Below are 15,638 nucleotides of genomic sequence, written 5' to 3'. Positions count from 1 at the left end.
CACTGCTACTATTAAATTTGCAGGAAGCAAATACTACAACAAATTAAGCAAAAATGTAAAAATAACCGTTAAAAAGTAGATGTTAACACATCTACTATTTTCTTTTTTTTAAATCTTATTTTTAAGAATTTTTAGCAATTTTTTTAAATTATTGAACTATTTTTTCTCTAAACTTATTTTAAGAGATAATTAGACTATTTTTTTCTCTAAAATTCTTTTAAGAAATTATTTAACTATTATTTTCTTTAAAATTCTTTTAAGAAATAATTAAACTAAATATTTAATTGAATTAAAATATTTTAGAAAAATTAGGGAATTTTATAATATTTTATTTTTGTATAATACATAAAATTTTAAATGATAAAATACTATAAATTATTATAAAAAAAATTAAGTGTGAATTATGTTTGAAGAATTGCATGAACTCTTAGAGGATAAAAAGATTTCAAAGAATGATCTTTTGGCTATTTTAAAGGAAAAAGCCCAAAAGATATCTGTTTTTGATTTGATGGATGCCAATAAGTACATACTTCAGGATGTGGAGTTTGTACAGGACAAATATCAGGATGACTTCCGTCAAGCTTATGTTAAGCAATTCATTGGCCATATAAACAATATTAAAAAGGACAATACAGATTATGACAGCAGGGGCAAGAAGGAAAGAATTGACAAAAAACAGTTTGAAGAGTCATTAGAGGCTTTACATAATGTTTATGATGGAGTTGATTTTGACAAGGATAAGGTACAGCTTATTTACTGTTTAGTATCTCTTTATGCCACATTTATATTGAATGAACCTATTCATTCACTGGACACTCCTTTCCCAGGCAATTTGAAGATTAAAAAGTTAGGCAAGTTTTATTATTGTCCTGTTAAGGCAACTCAAAAGAACACTGAAGGTGCAGTTTGCAATATCTGCATTTCTCGTGAGATTGATTATGATCCTAAACTAAATGCCAGCAGTTAAGGATTATTTTTTAAAAAAAGTATTTTACAGTCATATAATATAATAACCGTTTGTGATATGATGTTTGAAAAGTTTGATGCATTGATAGATGAAGATGATAAGATATCAAAGGATGATCTTATGATTGTCTTAAAGGAAGAGCTTAGTGATGTGTCTGTTTTTGATTTGATGATCATATCTGCTGAAATCATTGAAAACAACAAGTATGTTCAGGAATCCTATCAGGAAAAAAGCAAAAAGATTTACATAGACTTTTTCTTAAACAGAGTAAAGGAAATAAGAAGCAATGATACTGTTTACAATGATTATTTCAATAGGGATGACTTTGTAGAGAAATTAAACGATTTAAAGGATATTTACAAACTCGGTTCTAAAGACAGAAAGAACAAAAGCCCACTTATTAATTTGGTGGTATCCCTTTACACTACATTTGTGCTTGATGAGCCTATTCATCCTATTGGAACTCCTTTCCCAGGTTCTTTAGAGGTTATAATGGAAAATGGAGTTTATTATTGCCCTGTTAAAGAGGCTAATATTGATACTCCAAATTCTGTATGCAGACTTTGTATAGCTGAACAGTTAGATTTTTAAGAAACATTGAATTTTATGGTATTAATTGGATTTTATAATCAGGTGATATTGTGGTAGATGGAAAAACAAGAATATTGGGAGTTATTGGAGACCCTATTGAACACACTTTCTCTCCAGCCATGCATAATGCTGGACTTAATGAATTAGGTCTTAATTACATTTATCTTCCATTTCATGTTAAAGAGGACATGTTAGGTGAATGCATTCTAGGTGCAAAAGCTATGGGAATAAAAGGTTTGAATGTAACAATACCACATAAAACCAATGTCATTAAACACCTTGATGATATCGATTCAGTAGCTTTAATGATCGGTGCAGTAAACACCATCCAATTTAATTTTAATGAAAATAATGAATCATCTAATCAAGATAATGAAATCAATGTAAGAACTAAAGGATTTAACACTGATGGATATGGATGTGTCCGTGCAATTAAGGAAAAAACTTCAATAAATAACAAAAAAGTTACCATCACTGGTGCTGGTGGAGCAGCAAGAGCAGTTGCATTTCAGATAGCAAGCAGTGGAATTGATGAGCTGTCAATTTTGAATCGTAATGCAAGCAAAGCGGAATCACTTGCAAATGATTTGGAGTCCAATTTAATTGAAGCAGGTATCGATATAACTATAAACTGTTGTGAAATGGATAATCTGAAAAGAGAATTGGACAGTTCAGATATATTTATAGACACAACTCCAATTGGAATGTATCCTAATGTAGATGATAAGCCAATAGCAAGTGCAGATATGCTTCATGAGGAGCTTGTTGTAAATGATATCGTTTACACCCCTATGGAAACATCCTTGATTAAGGAGGCATTAAAAGCCAATGCAGAGGTTGTTTATGGATATAAGATGCTATTGTATCAAGGAATCAGAAGCTTTGAAATCTGGTTGGGCAGAGATGCTCCAGTGGATGTTATGGAAAAGGCATTATTGGATGTTTTAGGCATTTGATTTTAATTTTTTTAACTTTAATTTTAATTTTCAGTGATATTATGGATGATTTTCTATCAAATTTTGTTTTGAAAGAGGATGAAAAGGAACTATCCGATTCAAAGAAGGATGTCATGAAGTTCTTAAAGCAAATAGGTGTTGATACCCGTTTTGTCAGTTTCTTTGATGATGATGGAGACATTAGGCTTTATATAGAAAATCTCCGCTTTTCAAAGTTTTCCAAAAAAAGAAGAGAAACCTTCAACAGGCATTATCCTGATATGGAAGTGGTTAGGTCATCTCTTTTTCAAAAGATCTGTTCAAGGTCTTCAAAGACATTGGCAGAGTTTTTAAGCCCAAAGGAAAGGATTCTCATTCCTAGAATGGATAATGATTACAACAAGTTTTTATACATAGTGATTGAGCCTTATTCAAGAAAATATGGTATAAGATTCATTGAATATGATGAAAATATCAGTGCAGATGACTTTGATTCTGTAATATCTCCATTGAACCTTAATCAGGAAGTGAATCATATCTTGAATGATATATTTGATGGAAAGGGAATCGAATGGGACAGGAAATTGGACTTGTCCACTATTTATGATTTGGACTTAAATGATAAGGACATCATATTTCCATTCATCAATGTTCCTCAAGAGTGGATAAATGACTTTTTAGGCATTGAAAAGGAATATGAAATAGATTATGAAAATGAGGATATTGGAGAGTCATTCATGGGATTCCTGACTGAAATCAATCCACAATTCAAGGAAAATGTCTTGGCTGCATCTTCATTTTTAGAAACTCATCAAAAATAATAAAATATAGAAAATTATTAAACATAGTTAAATAGAATAAGATATAAATATATAAATAATTATAAATTTAAAATATTTTTTGTGATTATATTAAGAGGTTTTTACATGGCAAATGAAATTACTGTGGAATTAAATGATGAGCAATTAGAAAGATATCAAATCATGCAAGAAAATGGTTTGGGCGTAGGTGAAGCTATAGACTTGATTTTCTATTTACGTGATCAATATGGAGTTCGCAATGATCAGCTTCTTGAAGATAGGCTTGAACAGTTAATCATCAAAAAATCTGAATTAGAAGATGAAATGAAAAATTCTGGCAATGATTTAACTGCAGAATTACAAAAAGTAACTGCAGAAATGGAAGTCATTGATAAATTAAAAGACACCGCCTATGACTTTGAAGCTAAAGAGAAAATCTTGGAAAAAGAGTATTCTCCTCTTGATGATACTTATGAAATGAAGATTCAAGCACATAAACGTGGAATCAAATGGGGAAAATTCTTCAGCAACATTTTATGATTTCACTTTTTTAACCTTTTTTCTTTTTTTAATATATTTTTTTTACTATTTTTTAAAATATTATTTTGTCTTTATTTTAAATTTTAAGCCTTAATAATGCTCTTTTTATATGCTTTTCTTAAATCATAATTCTTTTAGATTCTTCAAATATTAGATTCATAAGATAAGTTTTATATAATAAATTAAACTAATATTTTATTGAGTATTCATTATGGATTTTTTTTATAAGAAATTTATGAAAAATTCATATCAAAATCAATATTAAATTTATTAGGAGTGGATTTGTCTGACAAAATATATTATAATTACTGGTGGAGTAGTTAGTTCCATTGGAAAAGGAATTACCTCTGCATCCATTGGTCGTATATTACGTTCCTACGGCTTGAAGGTTGCAGCTATTAAGATTGACCCATACTTAAACTGGGATTCTGGTACTTTAAACCCATACCAACATGGAGAAGTGTTTGTAACTTATGATGGTATGGAAACTGACCTTGACTTAGGTCACTATGAAAGGTTCTTGGACGTAGAGCTTCCGGGAATATCAAACATCACTACCGGAAAGGTCTATCAATCAGTTATTTCCAAAGAAAGAAAAGGTGATTTCCTAGGAGCGTGTGTTCAAATTATCCCTCATATCACCAATGAAATCAAGGAAATGGTACGTGAAATCTCAGCTAAGGATGACTATGATGTCGTTCTTGTTGAATTGGGAGGTACCGTAGGGGATATTGAAAGCCAACCATTCCTCGAAGCGTTAAGACAATTGAGAAACGAGGAAGGCTCTGAAAATGTTATGTTTGTACATGTAACATTCGTTCCTTACTTGGAAGCTGCTGGCGAATTCAAGACAAAACCAACTCAACACTCTTCAAAAGAACTTAGAAGCATGGGTATCAACCCTAACATGATCGTTTTAAGAAGTCAAAAGCCTATTGATGATGACTTGAAGAGAAAAATCGCTCACTTCTGTGATGTTGAATTTGATGCTGTTGTAAACACTCCTGATGCTCAAACAATCTATGAAGTTCCTTTAGTATTGGACAGGGAAAACGCTGGCCAGTACATTTCCAACAGAATTAATTTAGGAATTGATTTTGAAAATGACAAGAATACTCTTAATGAATGGGCAGAAATTGTGGATTCACTTAAGATTCAAGATCCGGTGGTTACCATTGGTATTGTGGGAAAATACGTTGAATTGGAAGACGCTTATATAAGTATCAGAGAATCCTTGCACCACGCAGCAGCGAAAATTGGCGCTAAAATGAAAATAGTATACCTTTCATCTGATGTGGATGTGGAAAATGAGGAAGAATTGAAAGCTTTCCATGAGGAACTTTCCAAGCTTGACGGTATTCTCATTCCTGGAGGATTTGGTGACCGTGGTGTAGAAGGTAAGTTAAGTGCTGTTGATTATGCAATTGAAAATGAAGTTCCTATTTTCGGTATCTGTTTAGGTATGCAATGTATGGTAATTCAATTCGCAAGAAGAATCGGAATGGACGGTGCAAACAGCAGTGAATTCAAAGATGACCTCGAATACCCAGTAATTGACATGATGGAAGAGCAAAAGAAAATCAAGAATATGGGCGGAACCATGCGTTTAGGTGCTTATGACTGTAAATTGATTGACGGCACCAGAACCAAAGAGGCATATGGTGAAGACTTGATTCAGGAAAGACACAGACACAGATACGAATACAATAACGAATACAGGGATGTATTAACTGAAAACGGTCTTGTTATTGCAGGAACAACTCCAGATGACTTCTTGGTTGAAATCGTGGAATTGCCTGACCATCCTTGGTTTATTGGATGTCAATTCCATCCAGAGTTTAAATCAAGACCAAATAATGCACATCCATTGTTCGCTTCATTTGTAAAAGCGTCTTTTGATAATAAAGAATAAACGAACTTTTAGAAAAAGTTTGATTTAAATTCTTTCTTTTTTTTTATTCTATTTTTTACTATTTTTCTAATTTTTCAATTTTTTAATTTTATTACAATTTTTATCTATTTTTAAAATTAATGCTGTTCATTTTCACTTATTGATTTTACACAATTGTGATTTTGTGCAATTGTGCAATTGATATTTTTATTTTTTTCGCATTTCAAATCATTTTATATTGAATCAAGACCTATTTAATATCATAATCAATTAAAAAAATTATTAAAGGGGTAGTATGAGCGAAATAAGTAAAAATAATAAAGAAATTGGAAAAACAATTGCTACAAAGGTTCCAATAAACATCCATAATCAATTGATGAATCTAATAGAAAACGGCGATTACTTAAGCATTTCAGACTTTCTAAGGGAAGCCATAAGGGAACAGTTGAAGACATATAAGGTTGCAAATTTCAGAGAAATCAATTATTTTGATGCAAAGAAGGAAGTTGTAAGCTATTTCATTAAATATGAGGATTGCTTTTTGGATGAGATAGCTATTGATCTGGAACTTGATTTTGAATTGGTTTTAAACATAATCTATGACCTAATTCATGAAGGAAGAATCGTAAAGATTTCAAATGAGGAACTATTTGAAAAAAGAGGAATGGATAATCCTGAAGTTTATCGCTTGAAGGATAATGATGCAATCTATAGGATAGAAGGAAAGCGTTTGATTGTTGAATCAAGGTCTAAGGATTATGAATTCATCACTATAAGGCATAATGTTGATTATAAATCTGTTTTTAAAAACAATGGTGTAGTGCTTGAAAACGCTTCAGTGATCCTATCTGAGGCTTATTCATTTATTAAATAACTTATTTTTTAATATTCTTATTTTATTTTTCTAATTTTTTCATTTCCTTTATTTTTTATTTCCTTTATTTTTTTAACTTTACATTTTGATTATACTTTTTTATTTAGTCTAAAATTTACGATATGAATTTATTTTTTCTATTTAACATCAATTTATAGTTTAAAATCAATATAACAATCAATTTGTACTTTAAAAGTTAAAAAAACTATTATATTTAAATATAATGAAAAAATAATATTCAATTGTCTTATAAGAACAATTTAGATAAATTAAATTGCTTTTTTAAGATAAAACCAATCCTATTTTATTAAATTTCTATTTCTATTTATAGAAAATAGGGTCCTAAAATAGGATTGTTGCACTAATTAATTAGTAAGACTTGGAGGTTTCCTCTTGTTTAATGGTATTTTTATTGGGAATATTCTGGATTTGTTCAATCATTCACTTAGCAATTATCATCTTTTAATCAAATCATGTCAAATACATTTGTTCGTAATACTGTTAATTCTTTCAATTGCTGATTATTATGATTTGAAATTTGGAATAATTCCCAATAAATTAAGCTTGATTCTACTCATTTATGGATTACTCTTTAATTTTATCCTAAGTGTCTGCTTTAGCAATTATCATATATTCATATTTTCAATAGCTTTAACTGCTTTAATCACAGTTATTTCATTTATCCTTTGGCATATTGGATTTTGGGGAGGTGGAGACTTTAAGCTATTCATTGGATTGTCTTTAGCATTATCATTTTTAGACTTGAATATTTTCAATTTGAATTATTTCTCAAATCTAAATCTGCAAGTTTTCAATCAGTTGATTCTTTATCCAAAGGCAATTTCAATACTTCTAAATGGCATTCTAATAGCTTTAATAATGATTTTCATATCAATAATCTATGATGGAATTAGAAATAAAAAGATCAAATATTATTCAAAATTATCTATTTTGGATTTTAGCTCAGCATTTAATAAGTTAACCACTAAAACCGTAGCTATTGGAAGTTTAAGAGAAGGAATGATCTTGAATGATTATTACTTTAAAAATCAGATTGCATATGATAGGATTAATGAACTAAAGAACAAAAGCAATTCAAATATCAATTTAAAAGCATTTAAAGATGAGAATATTTATTGTTTCTCTTCACTAAACAGTATGGGATTGACAAAAGAGGATATAAGATTAATAAATGGATTATATAAAATGGATTTAATCAAGAATCCTGACTTTAGGGTTAAGGTCGAGATTCCATTCATGCCATTCATTACCCTTGGATATATCGGTTTTTTAATCTTTGGAGATTTTATTTCCATTATTTCAGGTTTTATAAAAATGATTTTTTAAACAGGTAAAACAATGAAAATGATTACTTTAGGAAACAAAGGCCAATTATCCCTTGAATATGTTTTAAGTTCCATGATAGTTATCTTGATAATCAGCCTTATCTCCATTCCAATTCTTTTAACTGCAATAGATTTTTCCAATGATATAATGGATTCAATCAATTCCAAAAGCGAACTGTCTAAAATAACTGATGCAATTGACTTTTGCTATGCCTCTGGAAAGGGGTCTAAAAGAACTGTATTGGTTGACTTTAATCGAAATGTGGATATTAGGATATATAATGATGGTAAAAATGGATTGGCATCTATAAATCTGAATTTATCTGGTAATTCAGAAGAAATCACAAGTAATTTTGATTATAATGGATTAAATGAAAATATTCATTTATCAAAGGGATTTAACAGGATTGCTGTAAAATGGGACGAGGATTCAAATGTGATTGAAGTAAACAGATTGATTTAATGCTCCATAATTTCATAATGCTCTTTTTAACAAATTTTATCTTTTCATAAAATATATAAATCAAGTTTTTTATATATAATATGTAGTATAATAATTCTTAATTTTAAAATATTTATAATGAAATTGTTTAAAAACTTAAATAAATTTATTATTTAATCTTTATTTTAAAAATTAGGACTTATTTTAATGTAATATTTATTTATAAATTCATTTAGCTTTCTATAGACTGAATTAAGATAAATTTATATGAAAATTGTTAAAAGAGTTGATTATGATGGATTTAATTACTGGAATAATATTTATTATCCTGTTCCTTATAATTATGGTATTTGCCTTTTCCATGGGTATTCTATCCCCATATGTTGGTAGAAAGGAAATAATATCTATAATTATAATTGGATTTGTTCTTGGCGCTATCGGAGGATACTTCTTCATTGACCCTATTTATGAAGAAAGTCCATATATTATCGGTAATGTTCAAGGACTGTTTACAATGGATAGTGAAGTGATTAACCTAAACATTCCATCAACTTCAAACATCAGTGATGTAACCAATAAGATTAGCAATTTAAATGGAGTTAATTCAGTTTCCACTAACGGTTTTGAGCTGAAAACAGGATTCATAAAGAACAGCACAAAGATTTATGTGGAAAATCATTTAAGAAGCGATCCTGAGATTGAAAGCTTTAAGGTAACCAACAATTCCGTTACAGTAGACTTAAAGAATCCTGCAAGTTCAACCACTACATTAGGTTCTCTTGTAAATTGGCTGAGCAATAGGGCCGGAGTAGGCTCTGAATTCGCTTTTGTCCATATACAAGTGCATGTAAACTCTAATGATGTGGAAGAGGTTAGGGATTATTTAAACGAAAGCAATTACAATATAATCTCTATTGAAGGGCCTGTACAAAATACAATCCATTATTTTGAAGATCATTTGGCTCCAACTTATGTCATAATGTTCATCACAGGACTTGTAGGGGTAGCAGTAGCTATTGCAGGAGTCTTTGTTGAACCTTTAACCAAATTCACTAGAAGATTCAAAAAAGACCAAAAAGAAAGAATAAGAAGTAGAAGGAATAGAAGAAGACGTTAATTAGTTTTATTTAAAGGGGGATAATATGGCTAAATTCTGTCCTGAATGTGGTTTTGAGCAACACAATGATAATAATCGTTATTGTTCAAATTGCGGTTTTGACTTTTCTAAAGTGGAAAACAGTATCAAATCAGAAGAAGATGACAATTCAACTGTAATTGTACCTATAAACTCTGATGATAGCCCTATTCCCAAACCTGCAGATTCCAGTGATTCCAAGCTCATTAACCCTAGTTCTACCGATTCTTCAAAAGTTTCAACCACTAAAGGTTCCTCTGTTTCCAGTACCAAAGACTCTGCTGGTTCAAGTGCAAAGACTACAAAAACTTCTACATCAAAATCATCAAATAACGATTTTTTATCTAATTTAACATTCAATAAATGCTTTTTAGCATTCGCAGTGCTACTGATAATATTGTTTATTATTGGTATGTTCGCCCAATTGGACCCAGAACCTTCCTCTGATCATGGATTGACTTCATTTATGGAAAGATCAAATAGTTACGGATTATCTGATTTTATTGATGATTCCAATAATTATTATGGGGGCTCTGATTCAGATTATTTAAGTTATGGTGGCAGTGGGGGATCCACTAACTTTATAGAGAATTGAAATTTAATTACTTTTTTTTATTAATCTAAATGGTGAAATAATGAAATCTGCTGTTTTATTTTCAGGTGGAAAGGATAGTGTTATGGCTTTAAATTATGCTATAAACAATGGAGATGATGTGAAATATCTCCTTTCAATCAAGTCTCAAAATGATGAGTCATATATGTTTCACGTTCCAAATATTCATTTAACCGATTTGCAGGCAGAAGCCATAGGCATTCCTATCATAGAAGTGAAGACTGCTGGCGTTAAGGAAGAGGAGCTTGAGGACTTGAAGGAAGGGTTTAAGCAATTGAAAAGCCTTGGAATAGAGGCCATTTACACCGGTGCATTGTTTTCCACTTATCAAAAATCCAGAATAGAAAGATTGGCAGATGAGATAGGAATAGAAGCCATTTCACCATATTGGCATAAGGATCCTAAGGAATATATGGATTTGGTTATTGATTATGGATTTAAGGTTATCATCAGTGGCGTTTTTGCTGATGGGCTTGATGAATCATGGCTCGGCAGGCTCATTGATGAAGAAGCAATGGCAGAACTTGAGAAAATCAGCGAAAAGACATATCTCCATCTTGCTTTTGAAGGAGGAGAGGCTGAAACATTAGTTATTGATGGCCCTATATTTAAAAAAAGAATTGAAATATTGGATGCAGATATAGATTGGCATGTTGATAATGGTACATATAATATAACTGATGCAAGATTGATTGATAAGGAATAATTGCAAATATTTATATTTAACGATGATTATCTATTTGTATAAAGTATTGGGGTGTTACTATAGAAAAAGGTTTTAAAAAAAGAATTTTAACCATTTCACTTGTTTTAATGATTCTTTTCTCATCAATTATAATCATTGATTCCATTTCAGCTGAAGAGAATGTGCCAAAAGGCTTTGAAACTTATTATATGAGAGGATATGGATTCAATGTTCCAAGTTCATACAAGTTGATTGATGAGGGATGGGATGAAGTGAATCGTTTGAATTACATGAATTTCCAAAGGGGCAAGAATTTTGTGAATGTCAGTTTGGAAAGACATTCTTCAAGCTTCAATAAGAATATAATGGATGGATTCAGTTCCTTCAAATTGAACGATGAGAACTTGTATAAGACTTCAATTTCAGGAATAACCGGATTTTACAATAAAAGGAATAAGGTAAAGACATTTGTTTTTGCATCTGAAGATGATATGATTTATTTGCACATTAAAGGACCAAGTGTCTCTCATGTGGTTTCATCCATTACTCAAAGGGACTATAAGACATATCATAGCAATGAATATGACTTCGATGATGATGCATATTATGAATCAGACGCTTATGATGATTCTTTTGACGATTCCTTTGATGATGCGTCTTATTACAATTATAGATGGTAATTAATTACCATCATTTTTTTTTAAAAAAAACAGTATATTAATTATTTTTTAATCTAATAAACAATCTTATAATCTATTTTATTCTTTTCTCTTTTTAGAGAATCCATTTTAACAAGGTCAAATATTAACTTGTCTTCTGTTAACCTTTCCCACATCTTGTATATCTTTTTTAGGAAATCCTCGTCCAAATCCATTTTATCCGCTATGATTGGACATTGGTATGTCATGTCATCCACATCATAGATCAAATGCAATTTGTTGTCCTTGTCAAAATGTGGGCTAAGAGGGAAAGACCTACATTGGATTGGCCTTAATCTTCTATTGCAGTGTGGCGGATTGGTGCATTTTATATAATAGACCTCACCATCCCAAGAGTCCGGATATTCAATCTCATCAGTTGTTTCATAAAACATCTCAAACCAATCAGACTCGTTTTCAAGCATCTCCTCTTCACCAGGAAGCAAGTACAATACCATCTCTTCAAGCACATCATTCCTTTCACCGTTTTCCACTGTGCAGCAGATGGAATTGCATAGCTCTCCACAATTGAACTTTCCTAATGGAGATGCATTATTGGTCATATTATATATTTTCAAATAATCTTTTTTTCTTATAGAGGATTTCATCTTATTCACATTTTTTCTCTTGATTAGATAATATTTATGTGTCTTTTTCTTAAAAAGTTATTGATTAAGAAATTATTTGCCACATAATTCGTTTTTTTAAAAAAACACTTTTAAATCATTATTTTACCCATCCTCATGCACTAAAGACTTAACATAAATTCTTAATTTTTTACAAAAAACAGCCATTTTCCTTATAAAACTTTCGATTATGTAAAAAATAGATTACATTTATATACTAGTTTAACAAAATAAGATTATGAATTTACAAGAGGTGATAAAATGAATAAAAGAATTCTAGCCATATGCCTTGCCATATTTTTGGCATTAGCTGTTATTCCAACTGGATTTGCAGATAGTTCAGATCAAGTTGTAATAACCTATGGTGAAACTGCATATATGAATCAACAATACAAATCAATGGTTGACGATTATTTTGCAAGCAAAACTAATGTAGATATAAACAGCATAGAATCAAAAGTGATCACTGCTGGAGATGTAAACAAGATTTCCGGTGGTTTTTCAGGAAAACAATACAACTCAAATCAAATATTTTCCTCTGCTCTTCTTGACTTGAACCAAAATGGGGAAATTACTGTAGATGTGGACAGTTCAATCACTACAATCACTCCTGAAATGTACATGTCAGCACTTAAGTCTGCAGGTATTCAAGGAGGACATGTCTATGTGACAAGCCCAGTAAGCGCTACTGGTGAATCCGCTCTCGCAGGAATTATGGATTGTTATGAGGAAGCTACTGATGTTGAAATCCCTGATAATGTCAAAGAGGCAGCAAATCAAGAGATTGCAACTCAAGCAGATATCCTAAACAATTCAAATGTCAGTGCAGATGACTTATCCAAATTAGTGGATGATGTAAAGGAAAAGGTAAATGAGGAAAACATTACAGATCATGCAACCATTGTAAACATTATCAATGATTACAGTACAACCTACAATATCAACATTTCTGACAATGATATTGAAAACCTTGCTCAAACCATAGAGCAAGTTCAATCTGTACAGGATGATGCAAATGCCTACAAAGAGCAAATCAGCGATTTTGTAGACAGTTCAGCTTCTGAAAATGGATTTTCCATGGATGGATTTTCCTTAGATGGTTTGTTCAATAGCATATTAGGCATTTTTAATATAAATCTTTAAAATAATTTAGTAATTAATCATTGCTTAAATTATTTTTTTAATCTTTTTTTTCTTTTTTTTAATCTTCAAGATCTTATTTTTCTTTTCTTTATAACTTGTTTTTCTCTATTTTCTCTATTCTGCTCTATTAGCTTTTTTAGCTATTAAAAAAATATCAAAAATTATTTATTAATAATGTTACATATCTAAGATTAATTAATTTAATGATTTGATAAATCCATGGTTTATTAGTTATTTAAATTAAGGAGGAAATACAATGAAATTTAATAGGATTGCAATTATAGCTATTTTGGCAATTTTAACTGTTGTTTTAGCAGGTTCTGTATCTGCTTTTGACTTAGGTTTCTTAAGTGGCGGCGACAGTGAACCTCAAGAGATAACTGTTGGTGGCATTGACTTCAGCATTCCTGCTGGATTTAATGAAAATGAAGAATACAAAATGGTCAATGAGAAAAGCAACACTTCTGGTATTGACTACTATATGTCTTCTGCTGGTTTTGAAGATGATTCAAAACAAAAAGCTATTTATATCTTAGTGGGAGATTATGATGAGTATAATGTAACTGATGAGATAATTGAATATGTTTTAGATGATATGGACTATGAAAAGAAAACTATAAATGACCATAATGGTTACTTAGTTCAAGAAAGCAGTTCAAGCAGTTCATCTTTAATGGCTGTGGAAGAACCTGTTTACATGTTCGTTTATGAGCAAAATGGAGATCTTGTATTCATTGGCGCAACTGATGAATCCTATTTCAGTGATGTCATAATCGAATAGTTAGATTTTTCATCTTTTTTCATTTTCTATTTTTTACTTATTTTTCTATTTTTTATTATTTATCTTCTATTTTCATTTTTCAATAATTTTTATAAAACTTTATAATGTATAATTAATATATAATTACTTAATTGGGTTATATAATTTATTTTTTAAGAAAAAAATTGTATTGAAAATATAATTAATTAAATTAAAATAATCATTGATAATTTTAATACTTATTATTATAAATTATATTTTAATTAATCAAATAATTATTTATTTTAATTGTCTGTGAGATGTTACAATGAAGAGGTTTATTGCTATAGATGGGCTTGATGGTTCTGGTAAAGATACGCAAGCTAGACTCATTAAGGAAAAATATGAAAATGAAGGAACCGTCATCATTCGTTCACATCCAACATCAGACAACTTCTTTGGTAGAAATTCAAAAGCTGCTTTGGAAAGAGGCGGAAAACTCAATAAGATAATAGCTACCTTATGTTATGGAGCAGATGCAATCAGATCTGTTATCAAATATTACGGAAAGGCAGATACTGTTATCTTTGTAAGGTATACTTTAGCTGTATCATACTTGAATAAAGCTATTTCCGTACCTGTCTACAAGCTTGTTTGCTTTGCACTTCCTGTTTCTGAATATTTCTTCTATCTGGATGTTTCTCCTGAAAAGCTAGTGGAACGTGTACAAAAGAGAAATGAAAAGGAAGAGATGTTTGAAAATTATGATGCATTTGTAAAGGTAAGGCAAAAGGCAGAGCCTGTTCTATACAATTGGCATGTAATTCCAGCAGATGATTCACCAGAGGAAATATTTGCAAGAATAGAGACTATTCTGGATGAATTGGATTCAAAGCGATTGAATGAGCCTAAAAAATTAGAATAATTATATGCTTTTTTTTTAAAAAATAACTTAAAATAGCAAAAATTCCACTTGAAACAAAAGTGCATCAAATTACGTCAGAACAACGTCATTATTTGGTAAAATTGCTTAAAAATCTTGAATTTAACCTTTTGGCGTTAGAAGATATTACTTATGCAATAGTGACAAGTGGTGGTGTTGACGTCAAACAAATCGTGCCAAACACAATGAAGAGCAAACTTATTGACAATTTGTATTTTGCAGGCGAAATAATTGATGTTGACGGCGGCTGCGGAGGCTTCAATCTTCAGTGGGCGTGGGCAAGCGGAATAGTTGCCGGTACAAGTGCAACAAAATCTTTAATTGAATAACTGACATAAAAAAACGGCACATCTGCTTTTGCGGATGTGCCGAATTTCTTTACTCGATATTTTTCAAAGCTTCAATTTCAGCCTTGTCAACAGTAATACGCTTGTCTTTAATAATTTTGACGTCACGTCTGTGGTATACTGCGGGTGCAGCTTCAGGGTATCTGTCGAGGCAGATTTTTAGCATTCCTTTAAGAAGATTTACCTCAACAACAGTGCCCTTACCTTGCTGAGTTTCAACGATAGCACCTACCTTAGGTGTTACATGAAGCAGATATTCATATGCATTCTGTTCATATTTAAGACAACACATAAGTCTGCCGCAAGTACCGCTGATTTTAGTC

Annotated in this window: 18 protein-coding genes and 1 pseudogene; 17 read left to right on the top strand and 2 right to left on the bottom strand. The window is 30.7% G+C overall.

What is annotated here, in order from left to right; all coding sequences use genetic code 11:
- Positions 1-403 precede the first annotated feature (403 nt).
- The 13 genes from Q0409_RS07470 (at position 404) to Q0409_RS07410 (ending at position 11,499) form a co-directional block, all read left to right on the top strand.
- Positions 404-967: a DUF2115 domain-containing protein gene (locus Q0409_RS07470; RefSeq protein ID WP_298536573.1), complete on the top strand. Its 564-nt coding sequence runs from the start codon at positions 404-406 to the stop codon at positions 965-967.
- 60 nt (positions 968-1,027) lie between these two features.
- The gene (locus Q0409_RS07465; protein WP_298536570.1) at positions 1,028-1,558 is read left to right on the top strand and encodes a DUF2115 domain-containing protein; all 531 of its coding nucleotides are present in this window, start codon (positions 1,028-1,030) and stop codon (positions 1,556-1,558) included.
- Positions 1,559-1,608: 50 nt separating this feature from the next.
- Positions 1,609-2,514, top strand: coding sequence for a shikimate dehydrogenase (locus tag Q0409_RS07460; protein WP_298536567.1), 906 nt, complete (start codon positions 1,609-1,611; stop codon positions 2,512-2,514).
- Between the two features lie 41 nt (positions 2,515-2,555).
- Complete coding sequence (locus Q0409_RS07455) at positions 2,556-3,314, top strand: ATPase (protein WP_298536564.1); 759 nt, start codon at positions 2,556-2,558, stop codon at positions 3,312-3,314.
- Positions 3,315-3,419: 105 nt separating this feature from the next.
- The gene (locus Q0409_RS07450) at positions 3,420-3,833 is read left to right on the top strand and encodes a hypothetical protein (RefSeq protein ID WP_298536562.1); all 414 of its coding nucleotides are present in this window, start codon (positions 3,420-3,422) and stop codon (positions 3,831-3,833) included.
- A gap of 286 nt (positions 3,834-4,119) precedes the next feature.
- Positions 4,120-5,745, top strand: a complete 1,626-nt coding sequence (gene pyrG, locus Q0409_RS07445; RefSeq protein WP_298536580.1) for a glutamine hydrolyzing CTP synthase — start codon at positions 4,120-4,122, stop codon at positions 5,743-5,745.
- Positions 5,746-6,019: 274 nt separating this feature from the next.
- A complete protein-coding gene (locus Q0409_RS07440) occupies positions 6,020-6,598 on the top strand; it encodes a ribbon-helix-helix domain-containing protein (protein ID WP_298536560.1) in 579 nt (192 codons plus the stop codon).
- Positions 6,599-6,991: 393 nt separating this feature from the next.
- A complete protein-coding gene (locus tag Q0409_RS07435; RefSeq protein ID WP_298536558.1) occupies positions 6,992-7,945 on the top strand; it encodes an A24 family peptidase in 954 nt (317 codons plus the stop codon).
- 12 nt (positions 7,946-7,957) lie between these two features.
- Positions 7,958-8,407, top strand: coding sequence for a hypothetical protein (locus Q0409_RS07430; protein ID WP_298536556.1), 450 nt, complete (start codon positions 7,958-7,960; stop codon positions 8,405-8,407).
- 271 nt (positions 8,408-8,678) lie between these two features.
- Positions 8,679-9,503 carry a hypothetical protein gene (locus tag Q0409_RS07425; RefSeq protein WP_298536554.1) on the top strand — a complete coding sequence of 275 codons (825 nt, stop codon included), beginning with the start codon at positions 8,679-8,681 and terminating at the stop codon, positions 9,501-9,503.
- 25 nt (positions 9,504-9,528) lie between these two features.
- On the top strand, positions 9,529-10,116 hold the full coding sequence (locus tag Q0409_RS07420; RefSeq protein WP_298536551.1) for a zinc ribbon domain-containing protein: 588 nt from the start codon (positions 9,529-9,531) through the stop codon (positions 10,114-10,116).
- Between the two features lie 40 nt (positions 10,117-10,156).
- On the top strand, positions 10,157-10,840 hold the full coding sequence (locus tag Q0409_RS07415; RefSeq protein ID WP_298536548.1) for a TIGR00289 family protein: 684 nt from the start codon (positions 10,157-10,159) through the stop codon (positions 10,838-10,840).
- Positions 10,841-10,947: 107 nt separating this feature from the next.
- Positions 10,948-11,499, top strand: a complete 552-nt coding sequence (locus Q0409_RS07410) for a hypothetical protein (RefSeq protein WP_298536545.1) — start codon at positions 10,948-10,950, stop codon at positions 11,497-11,499.
- A 53-nt stretch (positions 11,500-11,552) separates the two neighbouring features.
- On the opposite strand, the gene Q0409_RS07405 is transcribed toward Q0409_RS07410, so the two are convergent.
- The gene (locus tag Q0409_RS07405; RefSeq protein ID WP_298536542.1) at positions 11,553-12,095 is read right to left on the bottom strand and encodes a hypothetical protein; all 543 of its coding nucleotides are present in this window, start codon (positions 12,093-12,095) and stop codon (positions 11,553-11,555) included.
- 309 nt (positions 12,096-12,404) lie between these two features.
- Here Q0409_RS07405 and Q0409_RS07400 point away from each other — a divergent pair, with 309 nt between their 5' ends.
- The 4 genes from Q0409_RS07400 (at position 12,405) to Q0409_RS07385 (ending at position 15,297) form a co-directional block, all read left to right on the top strand.
- Positions 12,405-13,286, top strand: a complete 882-nt coding sequence (locus tag Q0409_RS07400; protein ID WP_298536539.1) for a DUF1002 domain-containing protein — start codon at positions 12,405-12,407, stop codon at positions 13,284-13,286.
- A 256-nt stretch (positions 13,287-13,542) separates the two neighbouring features.
- Positions 13,543-14,067, top strand: a complete 525-nt coding sequence (locus Q0409_RS07395; protein WP_298536536.1) for a hypothetical protein — start codon at positions 13,543-13,545, stop codon at positions 14,065-14,067.
- A gap of 286 nt (positions 14,068-14,353) precedes the next feature.
- Complete coding sequence (locus Q0409_RS07390) at positions 14,354-14,950, top strand: thymidylate kinase (RefSeq protein WP_298536533.1); 597 nt, start codon at positions 14,354-14,356, stop codon at positions 14,948-14,950.
- A gap of 32 nt (positions 14,951-14,982) precedes the next feature.
- Positions 14,983-15,297 carry an NAD(P)/FAD-dependent oxidoreductase gene (locus tag Q0409_RS07385; RefSeq protein WP_366940099.1) on the top strand — a complete coding sequence of 105 codons (315 nt, stop codon included), beginning with the start codon at positions 14,983-14,985 and terminating at the stop codon, positions 15,295-15,297.
- Positions 15,298-15,346: 49 nt separating this feature from the next.
- Here the strand turns inward: Q0409_RS07385 and Q0409_RS07380 are convergent.
- A pseudogene (locus Q0409_RS07380) lies at positions 15,347-15,638 on the bottom strand (stage 0 sporulation protein); the annotation flags it as partial.

Origin of the sequence: uncultured Methanobrevibacter sp. (assembly GCF_937898925.1) — an archaeon.
Lineage (GTDB): Archaea > Methanobacteriota > Methanobacteria > Methanobacteriales > Methanobacteriaceae > Methanobrevibacter.
The sequence above is the reverse complement of the archived record's forward strand: the minus strand, read 5'-3'. Positions and strand labels throughout refer to the sequence as shown.

What these genes read in the sequence shown, in the direction of transcription:
- Q0409_RS07470 (WP_298536573.1), top strand. Translation starts at nt 404, where the DNA reads ATGTTTGAAGAATTGCATGAACTCTTAGAGGATAAAAAGATTTCAAAG.
- Q0409_RS07465 (WP_298536570.1), top strand. Translation starts at nt 1,028, where the DNA reads ATGTTTGAAAAGTTTGATGCATTGATAGATGAAGATGATAAGATATCA.
- Q0409_RS07455 (WP_298536564.1), top strand. Translation starts at nt 2,556, where the DNA reads ATGGATGATTTTCTATCAAATTTTGTTTTGAAAGAGGATGAAAAGGAA.
- Q0409_RS07450 (WP_298536562.1), top strand. Translation starts at nt 3,420, where the DNA reads ATGGCAAATGAAATTACTGTGGAATTAAATGATGAGCAATTAGAAAGA.
- Q0409_RS07440 (WP_298536560.1), top strand. Translation starts at nt 6,020, where the DNA reads ATGAGCGAAATAAGTAAAAATAATAAAGAAATTGGAAAAACAATTGCT.
- Q0409_RS07430 (WP_298536556.1), top strand. Translation starts at nt 7,958, where the DNA reads ATGAAAATGATTACTTTAGGAAACAAAGGCCAATTATCCCTTGAATAT.
- Q0409_RS07425 (WP_298536554.1), top strand. Translation starts at nt 8,679, where the DNA reads ATGATGGATTTAATTACTGGAATAATATTTATTATCCTGTTCCTTATA.
- Q0409_RS07420 (WP_298536551.1), top strand. Translation starts at nt 9,529, where the DNA reads ATGGCTAAATTCTGTCCTGAATGTGGTTTTGAGCAACACAATGATAAT.
- Q0409_RS07415 (WP_298536548.1), top strand. Translation starts at nt 10,157, where the DNA reads ATGAAATCTGCTGTTTTATTTTCAGGTGGAAAGGATAGTGTTATGGCT.
- Q0409_RS07410 (WP_298536545.1), top strand. Translation starts at nt 10,948, where the DNA reads ATGATTCTTTTCTCATCAATTATAATCATTGATTCCATTTCAGCTGAA.
- Q0409_RS07400 (WP_298536539.1), top strand. Translation starts at nt 12,405, where the DNA reads ATGAATAAAAGAATTCTAGCCATATGCCTTGCCATATTTTTGGCATTA.
- Q0409_RS07395 (WP_298536536.1), top strand. Translation starts at nt 13,543, where the DNA reads ATGAAATTTAATAGGATTGCAATTATAGCTATTTTGGCAATTTTAACT.
- Q0409_RS07390 (WP_298536533.1), top strand. Translation starts at nt 14,354, where the DNA reads ATGAAGAGGTTTATTGCTATAGATGGGCTTGATGGTTCTGGTAAAGAT.